Origin of the sequence: Pinisolibacter sp. (genome assembly GCF_036782435.1) — a bacterium.
GTDB lineage: Bacteria > Pseudomonadota > Alphaproteobacteria > Rhizobiales > Ancalomicrobiaceae > CALBKH01.
Map to the genome: position 1 here is coordinate 61,831 of NZ_DAIPZB010000017.1, position 25,061 is coordinate 86,891.

Genomic DNA, 25,061 nt, shown 5'->3' on the forward strand with positions numbered 1-25,061 from the left:
GTCGGTCTCGGAAAGGGGATCCGGAAGCGGATCGAAAAGGAGGCCGACGCGCGACCCGCGTCCGACTCGTCTGGGCTGCTTCCTTCCGGACCTGACCCGGTCGGCGAGTGACAACGTCCACCGCCGACCTCCCGAGGGGGTCATATCATGGATCGGGGGGGCAGATGCAAGGGGGGATGTGGACGGCGCGACCGTGATCGTCGACGGGAGCGGAAGGCGCGGATGCGAATTCGACCCGGGTGCCGGCGGGGGACGACGGTGTTTCGCACCGGCGTCGTCGCCGCAGGTCGCCGTGCATTTCGCGGTTCACGCCGCGGCGAACAACTCCGGCCGCTCGAGACGCAGCGTCTGCACCGCGTAGAGCGTTTTCATGTCCAATCCGTCGCCGCGGTCGGCCATGGCGGCGAGATCGGCGAGGGGCAGCACCACCACTTCGATCTCCTCGCCTTCGTGGGCGAGGCCGCCGCCGTCGGCGATGCGAGCGGTCGAGAGGTCGACCTCGGCCAGATAGATCCACACCTTCTCGGCGCACAGGCCGGGCGAGGACCGAGCGGCGGCGATCGGTTCGATACGGGTGAGCGCGAGGCCGGCCTCCTCCATCGCCTCGCGTCGGGCGGTCTCCTCGGGCGGCTCACCGGCGTGATCGAGGAGGCCGGCGATGATCTCGAGGCTCATCGGGTCGTCGCCCTCGAGGGCCTGGGGCAGGCGCAATTGGCGCACCAGGACCGCTTCGCGGCGCAGCGGATCGAAGGCCAGCACCGCGGCGGCGTGGCCATGGCTCTCTATGACGAAGGAATGGCGATGACTGCCGCCAGCGGCGGTGCGGAGGTCGAAGACGACCCGCTCGAGGTGGCAGAAGCCCTTCCAGATCGTCTCACGGGAGAGCACGACGAAGGGCGGCGGCGAGGTCGGAGCGGACATGGGGATCTCGGTAGCATCTCGTGAGCGGGGCCTTGATCGAGCCCGGAACCGAGATCTCCGGTACTTCGGTACGGAAGGCAAGCTCGAAGCGACGCCGGTCGATCGCACGGCGGCGGGACGCGACGGGAACGCGGCCGCTTCGATGCCGTCAGTCGACCTCGCTGCCGGGGGCGAGGCGGATCTCCAGACCGTCGATGTCGGCGGCGGTGAGGATCTGGCAGGCGAGGCGGGAGTTCTCCTGGACGCCGAAGATCAGGTCGAGCTGGTCCATCTCCTCGTCGGTCGCCGGCGGCAGCTTGTCCATCCACTTGTCGTCGACATAGACGTGGCAGGTGCCGCAGGCGCAGGAGCCGCCGCATTCGGCCTTGATCGGCAGACCCCAGTCGCGGATCACCTCCATCACCCGCCAACCGTCGACCGCCGGCAGGACATGCTCCTTGCCGTCGGTGTCGGTGACGCGGATCTTGATCGCGCCGTCGTCGAAGAAGTCGCAAGGGTCCTCGCCGAAATGGTCTTCGGCGAGGGGCGTGCCGTTCGTCTCTTCCATCTTCCCTCCCCACGTCGAACGGGCTCGCCGGAACCGGATTCCCCGCCGGTCCGACGTTCGCCGACGGTCCTCGGCGCGAGCACCGAGAGACCCGCGCCGCCGTCGCTCGGCGCACCACGGCCGGAGCCGCGGTCGCTGCGATCTAATGTATTAGAAGATGCTCATACACCACACCAGGCGTCTTGATAAGGCACCCTGAGCCAGGGGCGGCCGGGGACCGGAGCGGTCGCCGGCTCGGTCGCCGGTTGGTAGTGGAGGGGCAGGCAGACCGGGGTGCCGGCGAGGAGGCGATCGCGGGTCGGGGCGTGGTCGATCGCGAGGGTATCGAAGCCGACGCGGAAATAGTGCGCCACCTGATCGAGCAGGATGTCGCCGACGGCCCGCAACTCGCCGGCAAAACCGTGGCGCTCGCGCAGCAGGCGGGCGATCGAATAGCCGCGGCCGTCGGCGAACTTGGCGAAGCGGACGGCGATCGCGGCGAAGCGCGGCAGGTCGGCGACGACGTCGTCGAGGCGATCGGCGGGATCGATCATCAGGCCGATCGGCTGACCGCGCGAGACGAGGCGATCGGCGTCGCGGCGCCAGCGGGCGAGGGAGACGAAGATCGGTCCTTCGGGGAGCGACGCGTCGTCGGCGACGACGGTCCAACGATCGGCGACGAAGCGCCCGCGGGCGAAGACGTCCGTGTGGCTGGTCATATTCCGCTCCCGTGTTCTTCATCGGTCGCAAGACCGAGGTGGATGCCGCATTCCGTCTTCTCGAGCCCGCGCCAGCGCCCGGCGCGAGCGTCTTCGCCCGGGGCGACCGGGGCGGTGCAGGGCAGGCAGCCGATCGAGGGGTAGCCGCGGGCGACCAGCGGATGGGCCGGCAGGTCACGTGCCGCGGCCCGGGTGGCGACGTCCTCGGCCGTCCAGGTCGCCAGGGGATCGACCTTGATCCGCGTCCCGTCGGCGGTGAAGGTCGGGATGGCGGCGCGGGTCGCCGCCTGGAAGCGTTTGCGGCCGGAGATCCAGGCGGCGAAGGGTGCGACGGCTTCGGCGAGTGGCGTGATCTTGCGCAGACGGCAGCAGGCGTCGGCGTCGCCGTGCCAGAGCACGCCGAGCGGATCGGCGGCCATCACCGCGACCGGGGCGGGCGTGACGGAGCGCACGTCGGTGAAGCCCAGCCGCTCGACCAGCCGGTCGCGGTGGCGCAGCGTTTCGCCGAAGTGGCGGCCGGTGTCGACGAAGATCACCGGCACCGAGGGGTCGACCTCGGCGACGAGATCGAGGAGGACGGCGGCATCGGCGCCGAAGGACGAGACCAGCGCCACCTCACCCGGAAACAGGCGATGGACGACGAGGTCGATCAGGTCGACCGCCGGCAGGGCGCCGTGTTCGGCGTCGAGGCGGTCGGCGCGGGCGCGGGCGCGCTCGGTGGCGGTGAGGCGGGGCCGCCGATCGAGGGTGACGAGGTCAACGGCCGACATGGGCGAGGGCTTCCTTGAAGGGGGCGAGACCGACGCGGCGCCACGTGGCGAGGAAGGTCTCGTGCGGCGCGGTGCGATGGGCGAGGTAGGTGGAGACCACCGTCTCGACGGCGTCGGCGACCCGCTCCGGGGGGAAGCCGGGGCCGGCGCTGTCGCCGAGCGCGGCGTCTTCGCCGGAGGAGCCGCCCAGCGTGAGCTGGTAGAACTCCTCGCCCTTGCGATCGACGCCGAGGATGCCGATGGCGCCGACGTGGTGGTGAGCGCAGGCGTTGATGCAGCCGGAGATCTTGACGTCGAGCGGCCCGATCTCGGCCGCCCGCGCCGGATCGGCGAAGCGGCGCGCGATGTCCTTGGCCACGGGGATCGAGCGAGCGTTGGCGAGGGCGCAGAAGTCGAGACCGGGGCAGGTGATGGTGTCGGAGACGAGGCCGGCGTTGGCGGTGGCGAGGCCGGCGGCGACGAGCGCGGCGTGGATCTCGGGCAGGTCGTCGCGGGCGACGTGCGGCAGGATCAGGTTCTGGCGATGGGAGACGCGGATCTCGCCGTGGCCGTAACGCTCGGCGAGATCGGCGACGAGCTCCATCGCCTCGGCCGTGGCGTCGCCGGGGACGCCGCCGATCGGCTTCAGCGAGATCGTCACCGAAGCGTGGCCGGCGACCTTGTGCGGCGTGACGTTGGTGGCGACGAAGCGAGCGAAGGCGGGATCGGCGGCCTTCGCCGCGTCTTCGCGGGGGCTCGCCGCCGGGCGCGCGGCGAGCGGCGGCAGGGCGAACTGGCGGGCGATGCGGGCGACGTCGGCCGCCGGCAGTTCGAGGGCGCCGTCGCGGATGCGTTCGAACTCGGCCTCGACCTCGTCGCGGACGGTCGCGAAGCCGGCCTCGTGCATCAGGATCTTGATGCGCGCCTTGTACTTGTTGTCGCGGCGTCCGTAGAGATTGTAGACGCGCAGGATCGCCTCGACATAGGCGAGGAGATGCTTCTCGGGCAGGAAATCGCGCAGCGTCCAGGCGAGGAAGGGCGAGCGGCCGAGACCGCCGCCGACGTGGACGGTGAAGCCGACTTCGCCGTCGTCGCGCTTCACCACCTGCAATCCGATGTCGTGGACGCGGATGGCGGCGCGATCTTGCGGAGCGCCGGTGATCGCGATCTTGAACTTGCGCGGCAGCCAGCTGAACTCGGGATGGACCGACGACCACTGGCGCAGGATCTCGGCATAGGGCCGCGGATCGACGACCTCGTCGGGGGCGGCGCCGGCGAGATGATCGGCGGTGATCGAGCGGATGCAGTTGCCGGAGGTCTGGATGGCGTGCATCTCGACCTCGGCCAGTTCGGCGAGGATGTCGGGGATCATCTCCAGCGACGGCCAGTTGAACTGGATGTTCTGGCGGGTGGTGAAGTGGCCGTAGCCCTTGTCGTGGGTGCGGGCGATGCGGGCGAGGGTGCGCAGCTGGCGGCTCGACAGCGTGCCGTAGGGGATGGCGACGCGCAGCATGTAGGAATGGAGCTGCAGATAGACGCCGTTCATCAGGCGAAGGGGACGGAACTGCTCCTCGCTCAGCTCGCCGGAGAGGCGGCGGGCGACCTGATCGCGGAACTGTTCGACCCGCGCCGCGACGAAGCGGCGATCGAGAGCATCGTAGACGTACATGGCGAGGGCTCCTCGGCGACGGCTCAGGCGGCGCGATCGAGACGGGGGGCGGCGACTTCCGAGCCCGAGGTCGGGCCGCCGGCGCGGATCCGCTCGCGCATGCTCGTCGGGGTGAGGCCGGCGGGCGTGGCGACCACGTCGACCGCGTAGGGGTCGACGATCAGACGGGCGGCGACGTCGCGGGCGCTCTCGGCGACGGCTTGCGTCGTGGCGGCGGCTTCGAGGGCGGCTGCGGCGGCGAAGGCCTCGCACCAACGGCCGGCGGCATCGCGGAACACGACCCGGCCATCGATCAGGCGATTGGCGGTGACGACCTGCATGGGGGCTCTCCTGGCGAACCGTGACGTCGGACGGAGCTCGGAGGCTTTCCGTCACGTCGAGATGTTCTAGGAGAGGACGCGCGGGTCCGCGCCGTTCGCGATTGCGAATCGACGGCGAGGTGGAGAAAACTTTCCGCAGGTCGGCGGAATTCGAAGAACGAGGGGCGTTCTGCACTCCGAACGATCAGCCGACCGGGTTGCGACTACCCGGCGCGGCGATCGGGTGCAGCTCCTACTTCGCCATATTCGTATCTTTCGATCTACGAATACTTGTCGGCGTCGTTCAGGTGACCGGTTTGGCGTCGCGCGAGACGAGGTAGACGACGAGCGAGGCGGCCAGCGCCACGGCGAAGGCGCCGTAGAGGGCGCCGTGGGCGGCGGCCGGGGTCATGCCGGCGGCCAGCGATTTCTCCATGAAGGCGCCGGACAGCGGCTGGAGGATCGCGGCGCCGCCGATGATGAACATGTTCATCAAGGTGAGGCCGCGGCCGAGCACCGGCGTCGGCAGGAAGGCGCGGGCGTGCGCCATCATGACGCCGTAGGTCAGGCCGACGCCGCCGATCACCCCGAACATCGCCGCGGCCGGCAGCACCGGCATGGTCGGCGCGAGGGCGAGAGCGCCGAGCCCGACCAGGGTGGCGAGCGTGCCGGCGACCACCACCCATTTGCGCGTGCCGAACCAGCGATCGAGCGGGCCGTAGAAGAAGGCGCCGGCGATCATGGCGAAGACCATGATGGAGACGGCGTTGCCGCGCTCGACCGGGGCGAGGCCGTGGACCTGGGAGAAGTAGGGGCCGACCCAGAGACCGCGGATCGCCACCACGATCGGATAGGAGACGAGGGCGATCGGATAGAGCGGCCACAGCTCGCGGATCCGGAAGACCTCGCCGATGCTCGGCTTCGGCCGATCGGTGTCGTGCGGCGGCGCGGGCGGCGGCTCCTTCACCACCAGGAAGACGAGAAACGCCGACAGCAGCGTCGCCGCGGCGATGCCGAGCATGGTGGTGCGCCAACCGAAGGCGGTGGCGGCGGCGGCCAGCGGCGTGGCGGCGGCGAGATTGCCGAGCGAGCCGATGCCGACGATCGCCGAAGACCACAGGGCGAAGCGCGCCGGGGTCGTGGTCCGGCCGATCACCCACAAGGCTCCCATGTAGATCGGGGCGCAGCCGAAGCCGATCAGCGCCATGCCGGTGACCGAATGCCACGGCTCGCGGGCGAGCGCGAAGACGGTGGCGCCGGTCACCGCCGAGAGCATCGGGATCGCCACCGTGCGGCGAGCGCCGAAACGATCGAGCGAGGCGCCGATCGGCAGTTGCACGACGGCGAAGGCGGCGAAGAAGGCGGCGGAGACGACCCCGAGTTCGGCCGGGCCGAGGTGGACGTCGGCGGCCAGTTCCGGCGCGATTACGGCGAGGAACGAGCGATAGAACTGGGAGAGGAGGTAACCGAAGACGAGAACGACGAGGGTGGGCACTTGCGCGGGCTTTCCTGCTCGAATCGATTGAAGATACCCGAGGCCGCGAAGCTTGCCATCTCGGCCGTGCGAGGCAGGGGTGCGTCGGAATTCGTGCCGGCGACGGCGTTTCGTCCTTCGGGATGTTGTGTCATTCTCCCCCTCGCCGCTTCGGACGCGGGTGGTCACGCGACGTCATCGAAATGTCGACGACGACTGCCACGAGAATTGCGTCCCCCCTCTGGCGGGAGGGGCAGGCGATCACCACCTGTCGCGACGGCCGACCGGTCCGGTCCGCCGTCGACCCTCACGGGCGGTTCGGCCGCCCTCCATGAACCAGGGAGATCTCCCCGTGTCCGACGTCATCATCAAGACCCCGATGCAGTATCTCGACAAGGCCATGGGAGCGTTGCGCGATCTCGGCCTCGCGCCGGCGGCGACGCAGGACGCGCCGATCGTCGGGCTGCTCGAGAAGATCTCGGATCTCGAACCGGACAAGATCGTCGTCATCACCCGTACCCTCGGCCAGACCGAGGTGTTCAACGAGGTGGTGCGCAACCAGATCGCCGGCATGGAGATCGGTGAGCGCTACAAGCAGATCACCGCCGGTTTCGATTCGATCCGCGACGACGCCAAGAAGATGGTCGACCAGGTCGCCGACGGGAAGATCGACATCTTCGAGCGGGCGACCAACGCCTGGATGAAGCTGTCGCGCGGCGACATCGCCGATCGCTTCGACAAGATCCGTGCGACCTACCTCGAGGTGTCCAAGGAGACCAAGAACCAGATCCAGCGCGAGGGCGTCATCCTCGAGAGCTATCGCGATTACCGTGGCGCGCTGAAGCAGGCCGAGGTGCTGGCGCTCGAAGTGTTGAAGACCGCCGAGGGCAAGTGGGACGTCGCCAAGCAGGCGCTCGATGCCGCCGGCAAGGCGGTCGCCGACTACCAGGGAACCGAAGCGGCCGAGAAGGCGCGCCTCGAGATGGTGCGCGACGAGCACGTCCGTCGCACCCAGGACGAGGAGAAGCGCTATCAGATCGCCAAGGACCTCTCCGACAACCTGACCATCGGCTACAACACGTCCGAGGTCATCATGGCGCGTCTGATGCAGACGACCAACGCCAAGGAGCGCGTCTATCAGCAGGCGGTGAGCTTCTTCTCGACCAACGACTCGGTGCTGACGGCGCTCAAGGCCTCGTTCACAGGCATGTTCGGTCTGCACGAGGCGACCGAGACGCTGAACGCCATGAAGGAGGGCGTGTCGAAGAGCCTCGAGACGCTGGCCGAAATCGGCGACAAGGTCCAGGAGTCGGCGGTGCGCGCCGGCTACGGCCCGACGATCCGCGCCGACGCGGTCAAGAAGCTGGTCGACTCGGTCGTCAACTTCCAGGAGCGCTCGACCGAGATCATCGCCGAGATGCGCGACCTCTCGACCAAGAACTCGGCCGAGATCCGCGACGCGGTCGAAGACGGCAAGCGCCGCATCGCCCGGCTGATCGTCGAAGGCAACACGCTCGAAGCCCCGAAGGGCTGAGGCTCGTCGAGCCGGAGGTCGTCCGTCGATCTCCGGCTCCTCGCTTCCGCCCTTCGCGGGCGGGACCGGAACCGCCCGTCCCGGCGCGTCGTCGCCGGGCTTCGGCACGAGGCGCATTCTCCATGACCGATGTCACCGCGACTTCGTCGACCGCGATCCCGCCGCTCGCCGCGCCACCGCCCGTTCCGCAGAAGCTCGACGATCTCATGCTCGCCATGGACGTCGTCGACACGCTGCGGCATCAGGAGAACCTGGCGCTGAAGGAGCTCGACGACGACGTCCGCAAGGCCGAACTCGTCAAGCGGCTGAAGCAGATCTACGCGAGCCAGGGCATCGAGGTGCCGGACTCGATCGTCGAGCAGGGGGTGAAGGCGCTCGAAGAGAGCCGCTTCGTCTACACGCCGGCGCCGCCGAGCCTGTCGCGGACGATGGCCACCATGTGGGTCGAGCGTGGCCGCTGGTCGAAGATCATCGGCGGCGGGCTTCTGGCGCTGGTGATCGTCGGCGGGGCGTTCAACTATTTCGTCCTCGGTCGCTCCGCTCGCGAGGCGGAGGCGGCGCGCATCGAGATCACCCAGACCCTTCCGGCGGCGCTGACCAAGGCGAAGCAGACGGCGCTCGACGAAGCGAAGATCGCCGACGCCAAGGCCAGGGCCACCGAGGTCGCCGGGGTCGGCGAGGCGGCTCTGGCGCGCAAGGACGCGCTGGCCGTCAAGGCCGCCATCACCGATCTCGACGAGCTGACCGCGACGCTGCGCGAGGCCTACGAGGTGCGGATCGTCTCTCGCCAGGGTGTGCGCTCCGGCGTGTTCCGCGTGCCCAACAACAAGCCCGGGGTGCGCAACCACTACCTCGTCGTCGAGGCGATCGGGCCGGACGGGCGGGCGCTCGAGCGGTCGATCACCAGCGAGGAGGATCAGTCGACCTCCAAGGTGACGATGTGGGGCCAGCGCGTGCCGCAGGCGACCTACGACCAGGTGGCGCGCGACAAGCAGGACGACGGCATCATCCAGAATCCGCGTCTCGGCGAGAAGCGTCGCGGCGAGATCGCCGTCCGTTGGGCCATGCCGGTTCAGACCGGCGCCATCACCAAGTGGTGACATCATGATTTCCGGACGCGACGCGCTCCTCCAGATCGAAAACGCCATCGCCGAAGTTCGCGACGACGAGAACCGTCTCGATGCGACGCTGGCCTCGGTCACCAATCAGGCCGAACGGCTGCGCTTCGAACAGGCCGAGGCCTACCGGGCGCTCGCCCGCGTTCGCCTCGACGCCTTCTCCGGCGAGAAGGTGTCCTTCTCGCTCGACCGGGCCGAGCGCGAGGCGCTCAAGGTGCTCGCCGAGAAGCGGGCGGCGCTCGAGGAGATCCAGCAGCGCCGGGCGGAAGCGACCAGATCGTTGAAGAAGGCGCAGGCCGAGCGCCACGGCGTCGCCGGCCGGCTCGAGGACGTGATCGCCCGCATGGACGATCTGCGCGCCGGAACCCAGGAGCGACTGGCGTCGGAGCGCGAGTGGCAGGCGGCGAACGAGAAGGTCGCGGCGGCGGAGGAGGTCGCCCGCAAGGCCGACGCCAAGGCCGACCAGGCCGAGGCGGATCGGGCCGAGAAGGGCAAGCCCTACGAAGCCGACAAGCTCTTCATGTATCTGTGGGCCAACGGCTTCGGCACGTCGAAATATGCGGCCGGGCCGTTCGTCCGCTTCTTCGATCGCAAGGTGGCGAAGGTCTGCGGCTTCATCGAAGCACGGCCGAACTACGCCATGCTGCTGGAGATCCCCTTGCGGCTGCGCGAGCATTCCGATCGCAAGGCGGCGGCGGTCGCCGAGGAAGTGGCGAAGCGCACGGCGATCGAACGCGCCGCGCTGGAGGCCGACGGCATCGTCGCGCTCGAGGCGGAATTCGCCCGGGTCAAGGCGGAGATCGAGGCCGGCAACGCCGGTATCGCCTCGATGCAGGGCGATCTCGCCGCCCTCGACGCCAGCCACGGCGCCCTGGTCGGCGGCGACGATCCCGAGATCGCCCGCGCCATGGAGGGCGTCGCCGAGAGCCTCGCCTCGACCGACATCCAGACGCTGTGGGCCCAGGCCTACGAGACGCGGACGCCCGAGGACGAGAAGATCGTCCAGCACATCCAGGACTACGGCGAAGCGATCGCCCATGCGGAAGCCGAGATCGCCGAGACGCGGGCGACGATCCGCGAGATCGCGCGGCGGCGCGGCGAACTCGAGGAGACCCGCGACCGCTTCCATCGTTCCGGCTACGATCGGCCGGGCGTCACCTTCAACAACGAGTCGATGCTCGGCAACGTCATCGGCGGCATCATCGGCGGCATCATCGCGAGCCCCGAGTTGTGGCGGGTGATCCTCGGCGGCTATCAGGCGCCGCACCGACGCTCCGGCGACACGTTCGGCGGCGGTGGAGGCTGGTGGAGCGGCGGCAACGACGGCGGGTCGTGGGGCGGCGGCGGATCGTCCGGCGGTTTCGGCGGTGACGGCGGCGGCTTCTCCACCGGTGGCGGCTTCGGCGGCGACGGCGGATCGGACACCGGCGGCGGGTTCTGAGAAAGACCGCGGCCGTCGGGTGCGACGAGCCGCCGGCGAATTGCACCGGCCGAGCCGGAAAGCGGCGATAGTCGCCTCTGCACCGGATGTCGGTCGACCCGGATACGCCGCCGGCGGATTTCGCCTGCGGCTCTTTCCGCCCAACGGAGCCGGACCGATCAGGCCTGCAACACCAGCACGACGCCGATCACCAGAAGGGCGATGCCGACGAGTTCGCGTTTCGACGGGCGTTCCTTCATCAGGCTGCGCGACAGCACCTGAGCGAAGAAGATCTCGACCAGACCCAGCGTTCGCACGGCGGCCACCGGCGCGGTGGCGAAGCCGATGAACCAGCATTGCGAGGCGAAGGCGCCGAGGAAGCCGGCGGAGACAGACGGCCGCCACTGGCGGAAGATCTCGGCGAGCACGCGCCGGTCGGCCGCCAGGAGCCACAGGGTGAGCACCGCCGTCTGAATGGCGAGCGAGGCGACGAGCGCGGTCGCGGAGGCGACGAAGAAGTTCTCGGTGCCCGAGGTGAGGATCGCCTTCTTGAAGAACACCGCGGCGATGCCGAAGAAGCCGCCGGCGGCGCTGCCGAGTACGGCGGCGCGGATCATCGCGGCGCGGCCGCCCTCGCCCTCGACGAGCCCGCCTTTCGCCCCCGGTTTCGGCCAAGACATGATCATCACGCCGATGGTCGCGGCGACGATGGCCATGACCACCATCGGGCCGGGGACCTCGTGCAGGAAGGCGATGCCGAAGAGCGCCACCTGGACCGGTTCGGTCTTGGTGTAGGCGATGGTCACCAGGAACGAGCGGTCGCGCATCGCATGCAGCATGCAGGCGGTGGCGGCGATCTGGCCGAGCCCGCCGAGCGTCGCCCAACCCCAGAAGCCGAGACTCGGCGCGGGCGAGGCGCCGGTCGCCGCCACCGCGATCATCAGGAAGAGGATCGAGAAGGGCAGGCCGAAGAGGAAGCGCACGTGGGTGGCGCCGAGGGTGCCGAGGGAGACGGTCAGGCCACGCTGAAGCGCGTTCCTGAGCGACTGCGCGCCGGCGGCGACGATGGTGGAGAAGATCCACAGCGAGGCGAACATCGGAACATCCGAGAGGGAGGAGGAGCCTTCCTACACGAAGCGCCGGGCGTCGTCGCCGTCGCCGGCGCGGGCCAGCCGTGAATCGCGCGACGGCGGCCTCACAATTTCTCGATCTTGGCGCGCGCTTCGGTGAGGATGTCGCGTAGGCGACGGGCCTGCTCCTCGTCGAGGGTGCCGCGGCGCATGCGGGCGTAGAGGGCGGCGCGGAAGTCGCGGATCGCCTCGCCGATCGCCACCTCGCCGATCGGGGCGGCGGCCTCGTCGATCTGGGCGCGGATGCGATCGAGTTCGTCGCGGCTCTCTTCGAGATAGGCGCGGCCGGCGCGGGTGATGGTGTAGAGGCGCTTGAGGCCGCGCGATTCGGAGGTGACGAGGCCGGCGTCCTCGAGCAGCTGCAGCATCGGATAGATGGCGCCCGGGCTCGGCGCATAGGCGCCCTGGAAGCGCTGCTTCAGGTCCTTGATGATGTCGTAGCCGTGGCGTGGTTCTTCGCCGATGAGGCCGAGGACGACGAGGCGCAGCGCACCGGAATCGAAGACGCGACGCCCCCGGCGCCGGGCGAAGGGCCCGCCGCGATGGCGGCCGAAGAAGCCGCCGAAGGGACCGCCGAAGCCGGTCTCCTCGTCGTCGTCCTCACCGCCGCCGGGTCCACAGAAGCGTGACCGCATCTCGTCGAATCGTCCTCGTCTGGTGCGTCCCTCGCGGGCCGCACCATCGATAGCACGCCGTGGGAGCGGAAGGAAAACCGAACGCACGCGCGGCGCCTCCGGCTCATGTGGGCCGGAGGCGCCGCTCGGGGGGCTCGGGGGTGATGCCGGACCGGAGCGTTCCGGTTCGGCGGATCTCGGCCGGATCGCACGAGGTCGATCCGGCCTTCACGCTCACCGTGCGGCTCGGGTGGAGCCGCGTGCGGCGACCTCAGGCGGTCGGGCCGCCGTCGTCCGGCGTCTTCGGCGCTTCCGGGGCGGCGGCGCGTTCGCCGCGGAAGCGATCGTAGACCTCGCGGTCGCGGGCCATGCGCTCGCGGCGGCGGAAGTCGTCGAAGGCCTCTGCCTCCTCTTCGAGCCGGCGCCAGGTCTCGGCGCGGGCCTCGTCGAAGGCGGCGTTGCCGCTCGACCAGCCGCGACGGCGACCGCCGCCGAAGCCGCCGAAACCGCGGAACCCGTGGCGACCACGATGACGTCCGCCGCCGGCGAAATCGGGGCCGAAGCCCTCGCCGGAGCCTTCACCGCGACCGTGACGGCCGTTGCGCATCGCCAGATAGGCGAGGGAGGCGACGCCGAGCGGCGGGAAGAGCCAGAAGGCTCCGCCGACCGCGGCAGCGGCGAGCGGCCAGCGCGGACCACCGTGGCAGCAGCGTCCACGGCCGTGACGGAAGGCTTCCGCGCCGCCGTCGGGCGCCTGATCGGGGGAGAAGCCCGGACCACGGGCATGTTCGGGATGGGGCATGAGAGCACCTCTCTGAGGAATTCGAAACCGACATCTCGTCTTCGAGATATATCGGATGCTTCCTATCTAACATAAGATATATCTTTTTCAAGAAGCATCGTATTAAAGATCGGTAATGCGGTGGGCGGCGGAGGCGCGGCGCGGCGGGCGCAGGTGCTGCGGTGTGGAGAGGCAGGGAGGCGCGAAGTGCACTCGGGGCGACGCATCGAGGGGGACGTCGTCCGCGGACCTGCGAGCGAACGCCACGTCTGCCCGCGAGGCATGGCCTTTCCGCCTCCGATCGGCTAGATCGGGCGCCATGGCCGCACCGTTTCTCACCCTCCGCGACGTCACCCTCACCTTCGGCGGCGCGCCGCTCCTCGACGGCGCCGAAATGATGGTGCACGAGGGCGATCGGCTCTGCCTCGTCGGGCGCAACGGCTCGGGCAAGTCGACGCTCCTGAAGGTCGCCGCCGACATTCTCCAGGCCGACGGCGGCGAGCGCGTCGTGCAGTCGGGCGTCACCGTCCGCTATCTGCCGCAGGAGCCGGATCTCTCGGGTTTCGCCACGACGCTCGCCTATGTCGAAGCGGGCCTCGGCCCCGGTGACGACCCCTATCGGGCGCAGCGCCTGCTCGAGGATCTCGGGCTCCATGGCGACGAGGATCCGAAGACGCTGTCGGGCGGCGAGATCCGCCGCGCCGCCATCGCTCGGGTGCTGGCGCCGGAGCCGGACGTGCTGCTCCTCGACGAACCGACCAACCACCTCGATCTGCCGGCGATCGAGTGGCTGGAAGCGGAGCTGAAGTCGATGAAGTCGGCGCTGGTGCTGATCTCGCACGACCGGCGCTTCCTGGAGACCCTGTCGCGCGCCACCATCTGGCTCGATCGCGGCCGCACCCGGCGGATGGATCGCGGCTTCTCCGCCTTCGAAGCGTGGCGCGACGAATTGCTCGAGCTCGAGGAAAAGGAGCGCCACAAGCTCGATCGCAAGATCGCCATGGAGATGGACTGGCTCCGCTACGGCGTGACGGCGCGGCGCAAGCGCAACCAGCGCCGCCTCGCCGCGCTCGGCACCTTGCGCGACCGCCGCAAGACCGAGCGCCGCGTCCAGGGCGAAGTGAAGATGGGCATCGCCGAGGCGGAGCAGTCCGGCAAGCTGGTCATCGAGGCGAGGAGCGTCGCCAAGGCCTGGGATCGGCCGATCGTCGTCGACTTCTCGCTGCGCGTGGCGCGCGGCGACCGCATCGGCGTCGTCGGGGCGAACGGCGCCGGCAAGTCGACGCTGCTCGGCCTCCTGACGGGCACGCTCGCGCCCGACGCCGGGTCGGTGAAGATCGGCTTCGGCGTCGAGATGGTGACGCTCGATCAGAAGCGCGAAGCGCTCGACCCGAACGCCTCCCTCAAGGAGACGCTGTCGGGCGGCAGCGGCGATCATGTCCGCGTCGGCGCCGAGATGCGCCACGTCGTCTCCTACATGAAAGACTTCCTGTTCCCGCCGGAACAGGCGAACACGCCGGTCGGCGTGCTGTCGGGCGGCGAGCGGGGACGGCTGATGCTGGCGCGGGCGCTGGCCAAGCCGTCGAACCTCATGGTGCTCGACGAGCCGACCAACGATCTCGATCTCGAGACGCTCGACCTGCTCGAGGAGATGCTCGGCGACTACCCCGGCACCGTGCTGGTCGTCTCCCACGACCGCGATTTCCTCGATCGGGTGTGCTCGTCGGTCATCATGTCGGAGGGCAGCGGCCGCTGGGTCGAATATGCCGGCGGCTATTCGGACATGATCGCCCAGCGCGGGGCCGGCGTCGCCGCCCGCAGGGTCGACAAGCCGGAAACTGCGCCGAAGGTGGAGAAATCGGCCTCAGCGCCGGCGCGCGACGAGGCGAAGAAGCGGCGACGGCTCTCCTTCAAGGAGAAGCACGCGCTGGAGACCCTACCGGGCAGGATCGAGGCGTTGCAGAAGGAACTCGGCGAGTTGCACGCCCTCCTCGCCGATCCCGATCTCTATGCGCGCGACCCCAAGCGGTTCGACCGGGTCTCCAAGGCCGTCGACGAGAAGACGCAGGCGCTCTCGGCCGCCGAGGACGAGTGGTTGGCGCTGGAGATGCTCAAGGAAGAGCTGGAAAGCTGAAACGGCGGCGAGGTCGCCCTCGCCGCCGCGAAACTTCGGCGAAGCGCCGGGCCGATCAGAACGCCAGACGCTGGGCGTGGACGACGCCGTCGAGGGCGGCGACCCGAGCCAGCAGTTCGTCCGACACCGGACCGTCGATGGCGATCAGGCAGATCGCGTCCTCGCCCGCCGCCTTGCGGCCGAGGGCGAAGGTGGCGATGTTGGCGCCCGCTTCGCCGAGCAGAGTGCCGAGACGGCCGATGAAGCCCGGCCTGTCCTTGTTGGTGATGTAGAGCATCGAGGGCTGGAACTCGGCGTCCATCTGGATGCCCTTGATCTCGACGATGCGCGGCTTGCCGTCGGCGAAGACGGTGCCGGCGACCGAGCGCTCCTGGCGTTCGGTCTTCACCGTCAGTCGGATCAGGCTGTCGTAGGTGCCGGCCGATTCGCGCCGCACGTCCTCGACGGCGATGCCGCGCTCCTTGGCCATGACCGGGGCGGAGACCATGTTCACCGCGTCGAGCTGCGGCTTCAGCAGGCCGGCGAGCGCCGCCGCGCCGAGGGCGCGGGTGTTCATCTCGGCGACTTCGCCCTCGTACTCGATGCGCGCGCCGACGAGGCCGGTCTCGGTGAGCTGGCCGGCGAAGGAGCCGAGGAGTTCGGCGAGACGGACGAACGGCATCAGCTTCGGCGCCTCTTCCGCCGAAACCGACGGCATGTTGAGGGCATTGGTGACGGCGCCGGTGAGGAGGTAGTCGGAGAGCTGTTCGGCGACCTGCAGGGCGACGTTCTCCTGGGCCTCGTTGGTCGAGGCGCCGAGGTGCGGCGTGCAGACGACGTTGGGGTGGCCGAAGAGCGGGTTGGTGGTGGCCGGTTCCTCGACGAAGACGTCGAAACCGGCGCCGGCGACGTGGCCCGAATCGAGGGCGGCGCGCAGCGCCACTTCGTCGACGAGGCCGCCGCGGGCGCAGTTGACGATGCGCACGCCCTTCTTGCACTTGGCGAGGTTCTCGGCGGAGAGGACGTTGCGGGTCTTCTCGGTGAGCGGCGTGTGGAGCGTGATGAAGTCGGCGCGCTTCAGAAGCTCGTCGAGTTCGACCTTCTCGACGCCGAGCGAGGCGGCGCGCTCGGGCGATAGGAACGGATCGAAGGCGACGACGCGCATCTTCAGGCCGATGCCGCGCTCGGCGACGATGGCGCCGATGTTGCCGCAGCCGATGATGCCGAGCGTCTTGCCGGTGATCTCGACGCCCATGAAGCGGTTCTTCTCCCACTTGCCGGCCTGGGTGGAGGCGTCGGCGGCGGGGATCTCGCGGGCGACCGCGAACATCAGCGCGATGGCGTGCTCGGCGGTGGTGATCGAGTTGCCGAAGGGAGTGTTCTCGACGATGACGCCCTTGGCGGAGGCGGCGGGGATGTCGACGTTGTCGACGCCGATGCCGGCGCGGCCGATGACCTTGAGGCGGGTCGCCTTCTCGAGCAGCTTGGCGGTGACCTTGGTCGCCGAGCGGATGGCGAGGCCGTCGTAGTCGCCGATCACCTCGGCGAGCTTCTCCTTGTCCTTGCCGAGAGCGGGCAGGTAGTCGACCTCGACGCCGCGATCCTTGAAGATCTGGACGGCGGCGGGGGACATCGAGTCGGAAATCAGAACGCGCGGAGCCATGGTGAGGTCCTCGAAGAAGCAGGGGGATCGCGCCGGTGGACCGCGCCCTTCGTGGTTCGAGGCCCGCGTTCCGCGGGCACCTCACCATGAAGGACGCTCCGCCCCGTCGGTCGCGAGGCCGGTCCTTCCGATGCCCCGAGCGGATCGGGGCGGGGAGTGGTGGGGACGACGGCACGAGAAACATCGGTTCCCGCGGGTCGTCGAGGAGGTTCCTTCACCCGAGGTGTTCGGCCTGCGCCGAGCCTCGAAGGGCGAAGGAACCGGGCCTCGGGGTCGTCAGGCCGCGGCCTTGGCTTCGGCCAGCGCCCAGTCGAGCCAGGCGGTGAGCGCCTTCACGTCGGCGGTCTCGACGGTGGCGCCGCACCAGATGCGCAGGCCGGCCGGGGCGTCGCGATAGGCGCCGATGTCGTAGGCGACGCCCTCCTTGTCGAGGAGCGAGACGATCGCCTTGGCGACCTTGCCGACCGCTTCGGGGCCCTTGGCGACGACATCGGCGTCGACGATCGACAGGCACACCGAGGTGTTGGAGCGGGTCGCTTCGACCTTCGGCAGGAAGGCGAAGGTCTTCGAGGCGGCCACCCAGTCGGCGATCGCCCTGGTGTTGGCGTCGGCGCGGGCGATGAGGCCCTTCAACGAGCCGACCGACTTCGCCCACTGGAGCGCGTCGACATAGTCCTCGACCGCGATCATCGACGGGGTGTTGATGGTCTCGCCGACGAAGATGCCGTCGATCAGCTTGCCGCCCTTGGTCATGCGGAAGATCTTGGGCAGCGGCCACGCCGGCTTGTAGCTCTCGAGCCGCTCCACCGCGCGCGGGGAGAGGATCAGCATGCCGTGCGCCGCCTCGCCGCCGAGGACCTTCTGCCAGGAGAAGGTGACGACGTCGAGCTTCGACCAGTCGAGGTCCATGGCGAAGGCGGCCGAGGTCGCGTCGCAGAAAGTGAGGCCTTCGCGATCGGCGGCGATCCAGTCGGCGTTCGGGACGCGGACGCCCGAGGTGGTGCCGTTCCAGGTGAAGACGACGTCGCGGGTCTTCGTGTCGACGGCCGAGAGGTCGGGCAGCTCGCCGTAGGGCGCCTTGAAGACGCGCACGTCTTCGAGCTTCAGCTGCTTCTGGACGTCGGTCACCCAGCCTTCGCCGAAGGATTCCCAGGCGAGCATGTCGAGGCCGCGGGCGCCGGCCATCGACCACAGCGCCATCTCGACCGCGCCGGTGTCGGAGGCGGGGACGATGCCGATCTTGTGGTCGGCGGGAACGCCGAGCACGTCGCGGGTGAGATCGATGGCGAGCTGGAGCTTGGCCTTACCCGGCTTGGCGCGATGCGAACGGCCGGTGAGGGCGCCCTTCAGGGCTTCGACGGTCCAACCGGGGCGCTTGGCGCAGGGGCCGGAGGAGAAGTTCGGGCAGGCCGGCTTCGTGGCCGGGCGAGCAGACGTCGTCATATGTGTACCATCCTTTCAGATGGGCGCCCTTCGGTGGGGAGGGGTGTCCCGCCGACGCTCGTAGCGATGGCGGGCGCGGGAATCAACGACGAAGTGGCAGATGGCGAGAATATTTGGTCGCAGGGCGCAGCGGCGCCGTCGCGGAGGCATCGCAAAAGACGAAGGGCGCGGAACCCGCGGTTCCGCGCCCTCGTCGTCCGAACGAAGCGGACCTCAGTACTTGGCGATCACCGGAGCCGAATAGGCGACCTGCTTCGGCTCGACCGGGTTCAGGAGCCAGCGCATGCCGATGCGCAGGTCGTTGGTGGCGAGGTTCTTGAGCTTGAGCCACTCGTTGCAGTTGGTCACGACGCCGCCGGCTTCGTTGCAGCGCAGTTCGCCGGAGCCGACTTTGCCGAGGTTCTTGTAGGAGTAGCCCATTTCGAGCTTGAGGCGCGGGTTGACGTCCCAGCTGACGCCGGTGTGCAGCGCCCAGGCGACGTTCCACTTGCTCGAGGAACCGAGCACACCGTCGGCATAGGTGCCGAAGGCCGGGAAGGAGGTGTGCTGATAGACGTTGCCCATCTTGTTGTAGGCCATGCCGACACCGGCGCCGACGTAGGGCGTCAGGCCGTTGTAGTTGCCGAGATCGACATAGCCGTTGGCCAGGATGACGGTCGAGGTGAGGTCGCCGTCGTAATAGGGATAGGCGGTGTCGCCGGCGCCGCGCGGGTAGGCGGCATTGGCGCGGAAGCGGGTGCTCGACCGATACTCGGCGGTGATGTCGCCGCGCAGGTAGTCGGTGAACTGGTAGCCGACACCGGCGCCGATGAAGGGCGTGTCGTTGATGTCGCGAGCGAGCCACGAGGCGGCCGGGTTGGCGTCGATGCCGGCCGATCCGGTCGACGAGAACTTCGGCACGGTGTTGATGCCGATGCCGACGTCGCCGCGCAGATACCAGCCGCCGGAAGATCCGACTTCGGCGATCGGCTGCACCACGGACGGAGCCCGGAAGGGACCGCCCATGTCGGCCGCTTGCGCGACCGCCGGGAGGCCGAGGACGGCCGCAGCGGCCATCAGGTGAATCGAGATCCTGGTCATGGGTTCAATCCCGTCTGCTGTCGTCGGATCACCGAAGCGATCCCCGTCTACTCGAATGGCTCGTGCCGATCTGAGCACGATCGTGGTTAATTTCCGGTAAAGCTCCCGTCGACTTCGACACATCGCGCTAACCATGCCGAGATCACGAGATGGGGCACGAAGAGGCACGTCCTTTCCTACCGAACATCCGAACCGCCCCCCGTTCGATACTTCGGCGGCTCAATAGACGAAGTAACGCAGGCCGATCCGCGCCTGATGGAAGCCGGAGTTCTTGAGTTCGACGGTGGCCGGTACGACACCGCCGGCGCCGGTCTGGGCCATCGTTCCGGTCGCCCCCTCGGAGAGCCAGAGGTAGCGATAACCCGCGTCGAGCTGCAGGCCGGAGCCGAGATCGACGGTCAGGCCCGCCATCGCCGCGAAGGTCGGAGACCACTTGACGTGGGTGTTCGCCACGGTGGTGACGGTCGCGGCGGTGGTGGTGTCGGTGTAGGTGAAGGCCCCACCGGTGCGCATGCGCGACACGCCGACGCCGCCGCCGACGTAGGGGGAGAAGCCCCACCAGTTGCCGAGGTCGACGTAGGCGTTGGCCAGCATCGGCACGACCGTGCCGTCGAATTTGCGATCGACGGTGCAGGTGTCGACGGCGAAGCAGCCGACCGAGCCGATGCGATGCTTCAGGCCGTAGGAAGAGATCTGATCGACGGTGAGGTCGGCCCTGAACCACTCGTTGAACTTGTAGCCGAAGCCGCCGCCGTAGACGAAGGAGCCGTCACGGCCGACGTCGGAGAAGGGCGTGGCGCCCATGGTCATCGACGGCGCGGTGGCGCGGGAGAAGCCGATGTCGCCGCGCAGGTACCAACCGGTCCCGATCTCCTCTTCCTGCGGACCGCGCTCGGAGACGACCACCGGGCCGCGCCCCCAAGGCATGTCGGCGGCGAAGGCCACACCCGGAGCGGTGACGGCGAGACAGGCGAGAATGAGAGATCGGACGTGGCGCATGGCGATGTTCCCACTCGAAACACGTCGATCGACCGAAGATGTCGACCGGAACGAGGAGACCATCGCAGGGAAACATTAAGCGTCGCTTAACCGTATTCTTTAACCACGAAAAACATGCTCAACGAAATCTTAAACGGGCCGGGCGCCGTCCGGTCGGCGCCGAGCCTCGGGCGCCCGGCATAGTATGGTGCCGGGCGAGGGACGGTCGGGGGAGGGGGTGGCTCAGGCGGTGACGCGGCCGAGAGTGCCGACGATCTCGGCGACCACGTCGCGCAGCAGGTCGGCGTCGTCGGCTTCACCCATGACGCGGATCAGCGGTTCGGTGCCGGAGGCGCGGATCACCAGGCGGCCCGAACCGGCGAGACGAGCCTCACCCGAGCGGATGGCGGCCTTGACGGTCTCGTCGTCGAGGGGGCGGCCGCCGCGGATGCGGACGTTCTCGAGGATCTGCGGCACCGGGTCGAAGCGGTGGCAGATCTCGGAAACCGGCTTTTCGGAGCGCTTGACCACCGAGAGAAGCTGCAGAGCGGCGACCAGGCCGTCGCCGGTGGTGGAATGGTCGGACAGCACGATGTGGCCGGACTGCTCGCCGCCGACGTTGTAGCCGCCGGAGCGCATCTCCTCGACGACGTAGCGGTCGCCGACCCTGGTGCGGACGAGGTCGATGCCGAGGCCGGCGAGACGGCGCTCCAGGCCGAGATTCGACATCACGGTGGCGACGACGCCGGGGCGCGACAGCAGGCCGTCGCTCGCGTAGCTCTCGGCCACCACCGCCATCAGCTGGTCGCCGTCGACGATCCGGCCCTTCTCGTCGACGATGATGACGCGATCGGCGTCGCCGTCGAGCGCGATACCGATGTCGGCGCGCACCTCGTGGACCTTCTTCTGCAACACCGCCGGTGCGGTCGAGCCGCAGTCGCGGTTGATGTTGTAGCCGTCCGGCTCGACGCCGACGCGGATCACCTCGGCGCCCAGTTCCCACAGGGCCTGGGGCGCGACGCGATAGGCGGCGCCGTTGCCGCAGTCGACGACGACGCGCAGGCCGGAGAGCGACATGTTCTTCGGCAGGGTGCGCTTGGCGAATTCGATGTAGCGGTCGTCGACGCCGTCGATGCGCTTGGCGCGGCCGAGGTCGGCGCTCTCGGCGAGGCGCTCGGTGAGGTCCTCGTCGATCAGGCGCTCGATCTCGAGTTCGATCTCGTCGGAGAGCTTGTAGCCGTCCGGTCCGAAGATCTTGATGCCGTTGTCCTGATAGGCGTTGTGCGAGGCGGAGATCATGACGCCGAAATCGCAGCGCAGGGAGCGCGTCAGCATCGCCACGGCGGGGGTCGGGATCGGACCGGTCATGAACACGTCGACGCCGACGGCGGTGAAGCCGGCGACCATCGCCATCTCGATCATGTAGCCGGAGAGGCGGGTGTCCTTGCCGATGACGACGCGGTGGCGGTGGCCGCCCCGGCGGAAGGCGAGGCCGACGCTCATCGCCACCTTCATGGCGATGTCGGGGGTGATCGGCCACTTGTTGGCGCGTCCGCGAATGCCGTCGGTTCCGAAATATTTCCGCGCCATCGTGCGTCGGTCCCCTGCTTCCACCGCTCCGGCCGCCGCCACGGCCACGCGGGTCTCTCCGTCGTTCGGCGATCCCTATAGCACCGCCGCGGCGAGAAGGCGAAGCCGGACGACGAAGAACCCGCCCGCGGGGCGCGGGCGGGCGGGTTCTCGTCGCGCGGATCGGTCGCTCAGACGTGTTCGGCCGCCTCGCCGGCGGCGGTGGCTTCGGCGAGCGCCTCGGCCTCGCCCTTCAGGCCGTTGAAGAAGGCGTTGAGGATCACCGCGACGATCGAGGCGAGCAGGATGCCGGACTCGAGCAACGGCGAGATCGCCTTGGGCATGTGTTCGAAGAACTTCGGCGCCACCAACGGGATCATGCCGAAGCCGATCGAGATGGCGACGATCAGCAGGTTGTTGCGCTGAACCTTGAAGTCGACGTCGGCGAGGATGCGGATGCCGGTCGCCGCCACCATGCCGAACATGCACAGGCCGGCGCCGCCGAGCACGAACTGCGGCACCGATTCGACCAGCGCCGACAGTTTCGGCATCAGGCCGAGCGCCAGCATGATGAAGCCGCCGGCCACCGCCACCCAACGGGAGCGGACGCCGGTGACGCCGACGAGACCGACGTTCTGCGAGAAGGAGGTGTAGGGGAAGGTGTTGAAGACGCCGCCGATGAAGGTGCCGAGACCATCGGCGCGCAGGCCCTTGGTCAGGCGGGCGGGATCGACCTTCGTGCCGGTCATCTCGCCGAGTGCCAGGAACATGCCGGTCGATTCGATCATCACCACGATCATCACCAGGCACATGGTGACGATGGCGCCGATGTCGAAGACGGGCATGCCGAACTGGAAGGGCGTGATGATGCCGAACCACGGTGCCGCCGCGACCTTGGCGAAATGCATCTGGCCGAGGAGTGCCGCGACCGCGCATCCGACGACGATGCCGATCAGCACGGCGATGTTGGCGACGAAGCCCTTGCCCCACTTGGTCACCGCCAGGATCACCACGAGCACGAAGAGCGCCATGCCGAGATAGAGCGGCGAGCCGAAATTGGGGTTGCCGATGCCGCCGGCCGCCCAGTTGACGCCGACGCGCATCAACGAGATGCCGATCACGGTGATGATCGTGCCGGTGACCACCGGCGGGAAGAGCGGCAGCAATCTGCTCACGAAAGGTGCGATCAGCACACCGAAGAGGCCGGAGACCATGACCGATCCGTAGATCGCCAGGAGGCCAAGTTCCGGGTTGGTGCCGATGGCGATCATCGGGCCGACGGCGGCGAAGGTGACGCCCATCATGACGGGCAGGCGGATGCCGACGCCCGGCGCGCCCCAGGCCTGCAACAGGGTGACGAGGCCGCCGGCGAAGAGATCGGCGCTGATCAGCATCGCCACCTGTTCCGGCGGCAGTTTCAGGGCGCGACCGACGATCAGAGGCACCGCCACCGCGCCGGCGTACATCACCAGCACGTGTTGCAGGCCGAGCGCCGACAGGCGAGGCAGCGGCAGCCGTTCGTCGACGGCGGAAATCTGGTCCGACATGTGTTCTTGTCCCCCCGCATCGGGTTCGGCGAGCCCGCCTTCGGGTTCGCACGCCCGTTCCTGCATGCAAGGGCGAGTCCAGTCGCCGCGCAAGTGATTTTCCGGATCGGCGTCGCCGATCGCACGGAATTTCGGCGTGCGAACGCGCTGTGGGGGAAATGTCGCGGCGGCGACGGTGTCGGGGGAAGAAGAGCGTCGTTCGCTGCCTACGGGCGGTGAGGGGGCGTCCGGTGAGGGAGCGATCGCGTCGAAGCCGGTGCGCGATGGTTCGAGGCCGGCCTGTGGCCGGCACCTCACCATGAAGCATGGGAGACCGGGCGGTGAGCGCAGACGCTTCGTGGTGAGGTGCCGGGCGAAGCGGGGCCTTGTAACTCGAGCTCACCACGATCGGTCAAGCTGCCCGATGCGGTGTCGGGTGGGCGGCCGCGCGGGCCGAGGGTTCGTTCGGCGGATACGAAGACGCCCGCGAGGTCGTCGCGGGCGTCGGGGGTCGTCGATCGTCGTGCGATCCGCTCAGCTCGGCTGCGGCACCGGGCCGCCTTCCGGTTCGCCGCCGTCGGGCGCGCGCTTGGAGCCGGCCGGGGGGACGGCCGAGGAGCGGGAGGGCGCGGCGGTCTCGCCGTCGCCGCCGTCGCGGCGCGGCGGGTTGCCGGCGAGCAGATCCTTGATCTCGTCGCCGGTGAGCGTCTCGTATTCGAGCAGCGCTTCGGCGAGCCTGATGTGCTCGTCGTGGCGCTCGGTGAGGATGCGCTTGGCCTCCTCGTAGGCCTCTTCGATGAGACGACGGACCTCGCGGTCGATCTTCTGGGCGGTGGCCTCGGAGACGTTCTGCTGGCGGCCCATCGACATGCCGAGGAAGACCTCGTCCTGGTTCTCGCCATAGGCGACGAGGCCGAGCTCGTCGGAAAAGCCCATGCGAGTGACCATGGCGCGGGCCATCTTGGTCGCCTGATCGATGTCGCCGACGGCGCCGGAGGTGATGTTCTCCTTGCCGAAGACGATCTCCTCGGCGACGCGGCCGCCCATGGCGACGGCGAGATGCGAGGTGTATTCCTTGTACTTCATCGAATAGCGGTCGCCCTCGGGCAGGAACTTGACCATGCCGAGCGCGCGGCCGCGCGGGATGATCGTCGCCTTGTGGACGGGCAGGCCCGCCGGCACGGTGAGGCCGACGATGGCGTGACCGGCCTCGTGATAGGCGGTGAGCCGCTTCTCCTCCTCCGACATGGCCATCGACTTGCGCTCGGCGCCCATCATGACCTTGTCCTTGGCGTCCTCGAACTCGGCCATCGTGACGAGGCGCTTGTTGCGCCGCGCCGCGAGCAGGGCCGCCTCGTTGACGAGGTTCATCAGGTCGGCGCCGGAGAAGCCGGGGGTGCCGCGGGCGAGGATGCGCAGGTCGACGTCGGGGGCGACCGGGACCTTGCGGACGTGGACCTTGAGGATCTTCTCGCGGCCGTTGACGTCCGGGTTGGGCACGGTGATCTGGCGATCGAAGCGGCCGGGGCGCAGCAGCGCCGGGTCGAGCACGTCGGGCCGGTTGGTGGCGGCGATGATGATGATGCCTTCGTTCTGCTCGAAGCCGTCCATCTCGACGAGCAGCTGGTTCAGCGTCTGCTCGCGCTCGTCGTTGCCGCCGCCGAGGCCGGCGCCGCGATGGCGGCCGACCGCGTCGATCTCGTCGATGAAGATGATGCAGGGGGCGTTCTTCTTG

Annotated in this window: 21 protein-coding genes and 1 other RNA gene; 4 read left to right on the plus strand and 18 right to left on the minus strand. The window is 69.0% G+C overall.

Translation table 11 applies throughout. The annotated features are described in order from the left end of the window. Positions 1-35: 35 nt before the first annotated feature. The 8 genes from ffs to V7Q42_RS09530 form a co-directional block, all read right to left on the minus strand. Positions 36-132, minus strand: an RNA gene (ffs, locus tag V7Q42_RS09495) — signal recognition particle sRNA small type. A 174-nt stretch (positions 133-306) separates the two neighbouring features. Next, positions 307-921: an NUDIX hydrolase gene (locus V7Q42_RS09500; RefSeq protein ID WP_333823772.1), complete on the minus strand. Its 615-nt coding sequence runs from the start codon at positions 919-921 to the stop codon at positions 307-309. A gap of 148 nt (positions 922-1,069) precedes the next feature. After that, positions 1,070-1,390, minus strand: a complete 321-nt coding sequence (locus V7Q42_RS09505; RefSeq protein ID WP_333823797.1) for a 2Fe-2S iron-sulfur cluster-binding protein — start codon at positions 1,388-1,390, stop codon at positions 1,070-1,072. Positions 1,391-1,629: 239 nt separating this feature from the next. Beyond that, positions 1,630-2,166 (minus strand): DUF934 domain-containing protein, encoded by a 537-nt coding sequence (locus V7Q42_RS09510; RefSeq protein ID WP_333823773.1) that lies wholly within the window; start codon positions 2,164-2,166, stop codon positions 1,630-1,632. Then, on the minus strand, positions 2,163-2,936 hold the full coding sequence (locus V7Q42_RS09515; RefSeq protein WP_333823774.1) for a phosphoadenylyl-sulfate reductase: 774 nt from the start codon (positions 2,934-2,936) through the stop codon (positions 2,163-2,165). Before V7Q42_RS09515 ends, V7Q42_RS09510 begins: the two co-directional genes overlap by 4 nt. Continuing rightward, on the minus strand, positions 2,923-4,584 hold the full coding sequence (locus V7Q42_RS09520; RefSeq protein WP_333823777.1) for a nitrite/sulfite reductase: 1,662 nt from the start codon (positions 4,582-4,584) through the stop codon (positions 2,923-2,925). Before V7Q42_RS09520 ends, V7Q42_RS09515 begins: the two co-directional genes overlap by 14 nt. A 23-nt stretch (positions 4,585-4,607) precedes the next feature. Beyond that, the gene (locus tag V7Q42_RS09525; RefSeq protein WP_333823779.1) at positions 4,608-4,904 is read right to left on the minus strand and encodes a DUF2849 domain-containing protein; all 297 of its coding nucleotides are present in this window, start codon (positions 4,902-4,904) and stop codon (positions 4,608-4,610) included. Between the two features lie 283 nt (positions 4,905-5,187). Beyond that, positions 5,188-6,378, minus strand: a complete 1,191-nt coding sequence (locus V7Q42_RS09530) for an MFS transporter (RefSeq protein WP_333823780.1) — start codon at positions 6,376-6,378, stop codon at positions 5,188-5,190. 331 nt (positions 6,379-6,709) lie between these two features. Between V7Q42_RS09530 and V7Q42_RS09535 the strand changes: the two genes are divergently transcribed. The 3 genes from V7Q42_RS09535 (at position 6,710) to V7Q42_RS09545 (ending at position 10,450) form a co-directional block, all read left to right on the plus strand. Continuing rightward, positions 6,710-7,891, plus strand: coding sequence for a cell surface protein (locus V7Q42_RS09535; RefSeq protein ID WP_333823781.1), 1,182 nt, complete (start codon positions 6,710-6,712; stop codon positions 7,889-7,891). Between the two features lie 122 nt (positions 7,892-8,013). Then, a complete protein-coding gene (locus V7Q42_RS09540; RefSeq protein ID WP_333823782.1) occupies positions 8,014-8,991 on the plus strand; it encodes a DUF6384 family protein in 978 nt (325 codons plus the stop codon). A 4-nt stretch (positions 8,992-8,995) separates the two neighbouring features. Next, positions 8,996-10,450, plus strand: a complete 1,455-nt coding sequence (locus V7Q42_RS09545) for a hypothetical protein (RefSeq protein WP_333823783.1) — start codon at positions 8,996-8,998, stop codon at positions 10,448-10,450. A gap of 158 nt (positions 10,451-10,608) precedes the next feature. Here V7Q42_RS09545 and V7Q42_RS09550 read toward each other — a convergent pair whose 3' ends face one another. From V7Q42_RS09550 to V7Q42_RS09560, 3 genes are all read right to left on the minus strand, one after another. After that, positions 10,609-11,526, minus strand: a complete 918-nt coding sequence (locus V7Q42_RS09550; protein WP_333823784.1) for an EamA family transporter — start codon at positions 11,524-11,526, stop codon at positions 10,609-10,611. A gap of 98 nt (positions 11,527-11,624) precedes the next feature. Beyond that, the gene (locus tag V7Q42_RS09555) at positions 11,625-12,194 is read right to left on the minus strand and encodes a PadR family transcriptional regulator (RefSeq protein WP_333823785.1); all 570 of its coding nucleotides are present in this window, start codon (positions 12,192-12,194) and stop codon (positions 11,625-11,627) included. Positions 12,195-12,444: 250 nt separating this feature from the next. Beyond that, the gene (locus tag V7Q42_RS09560; protein ID WP_333823786.1) at positions 12,445-12,975 is read right to left on the minus strand and encodes a DUF2852 domain-containing protein; all 531 of its coding nucleotides are present in this window, start codon (positions 12,973-12,975) and stop codon (positions 12,445-12,447) included. Positions 12,976-13,273: 298 nt separating this feature from the next. On the opposite strand from V7Q42_RS09560, the gene V7Q42_RS09565 reads away from it, so the two are divergent. Beyond that, the gene (locus tag V7Q42_RS09565) at positions 13,274-15,088 is read left to right on the plus strand and encodes an ABC-F family ATP-binding cassette domain-containing protein (RefSeq protein WP_333823787.1); all 1,815 of its coding nucleotides are present in this window, start codon (positions 13,274-13,276) and stop codon (positions 15,086-15,088) included. 55 nt (positions 15,089-15,143) lie between these two features. Here V7Q42_RS09565 and serA read toward each other — a convergent pair whose 3' ends face one another. The 7 genes from serA to V7Q42_RS09600 all read right to left on the minus strand — a co-directional run. Beyond that, positions 15,144-16,730, minus strand: a complete 1,587-nt coding sequence (serA, locus tag V7Q42_RS09570) for a phosphoglycerate dehydrogenase (RefSeq protein ID WP_333823788.1) — start codon at positions 16,728-16,730, stop codon at positions 15,144-15,146. A gap of 276 nt (positions 16,731-17,006) precedes the next feature. After that, positions 17,007-18,173 (minus strand): phosphoserine transaminase, encoded by a 1,167-nt coding sequence (locus tag V7Q42_RS09575; protein ID WP_333823789.1) that lies wholly within the window; start codon positions 18,171-18,173, stop codon positions 17,007-17,009. Between the two features lie 213 nt (positions 18,174-18,386). Beyond that, complete coding sequence (locus V7Q42_RS09580; protein ID WP_333823790.1) at positions 18,387-19,253, minus strand: outer membrane protein; 867 nt, start codon at positions 19,251-19,253, stop codon at positions 18,387-18,389. Between the two features lie 219 nt (positions 19,254-19,472). Continuing rightward, positions 19,473-20,252: an outer membrane protein gene (locus tag V7Q42_RS09585; RefSeq protein WP_333823791.1), complete on the minus strand. Its 780-nt coding sequence runs from the start codon at positions 20,250-20,252 to the stop codon at positions 19,473-19,475. A gap of 222 nt (positions 20,253-20,474) precedes the next feature. Beyond that, positions 20,475-21,821, minus strand: coding sequence for a phosphoglucosamine mutase (glmM, locus tag V7Q42_RS09590; protein ID WP_333823792.1), 1,347 nt, complete (start codon positions 21,819-21,821; stop codon positions 20,475-20,477). A 170-nt stretch (positions 21,822-21,991) separates the two neighbouring features. Further along, positions 21,992-23,347, minus strand: a complete 1,356-nt coding sequence (locus V7Q42_RS09595) for a nucleobase:cation symporter-2 family protein (protein ID WP_333823793.1) — start codon at positions 23,345-23,347, stop codon at positions 21,992-21,994. A 513-nt stretch (positions 23,348-23,860) separates the two neighbouring features. Continuing rightward, the coding region (locus V7Q42_RS09600) for an ATP-dependent metallopeptidase FtsH/Yme1/Tma family protein (protein ID WP_333823794.1) at positions 23,861-25,061 on the minus strand (1,201 nt) is incomplete at its 5' end.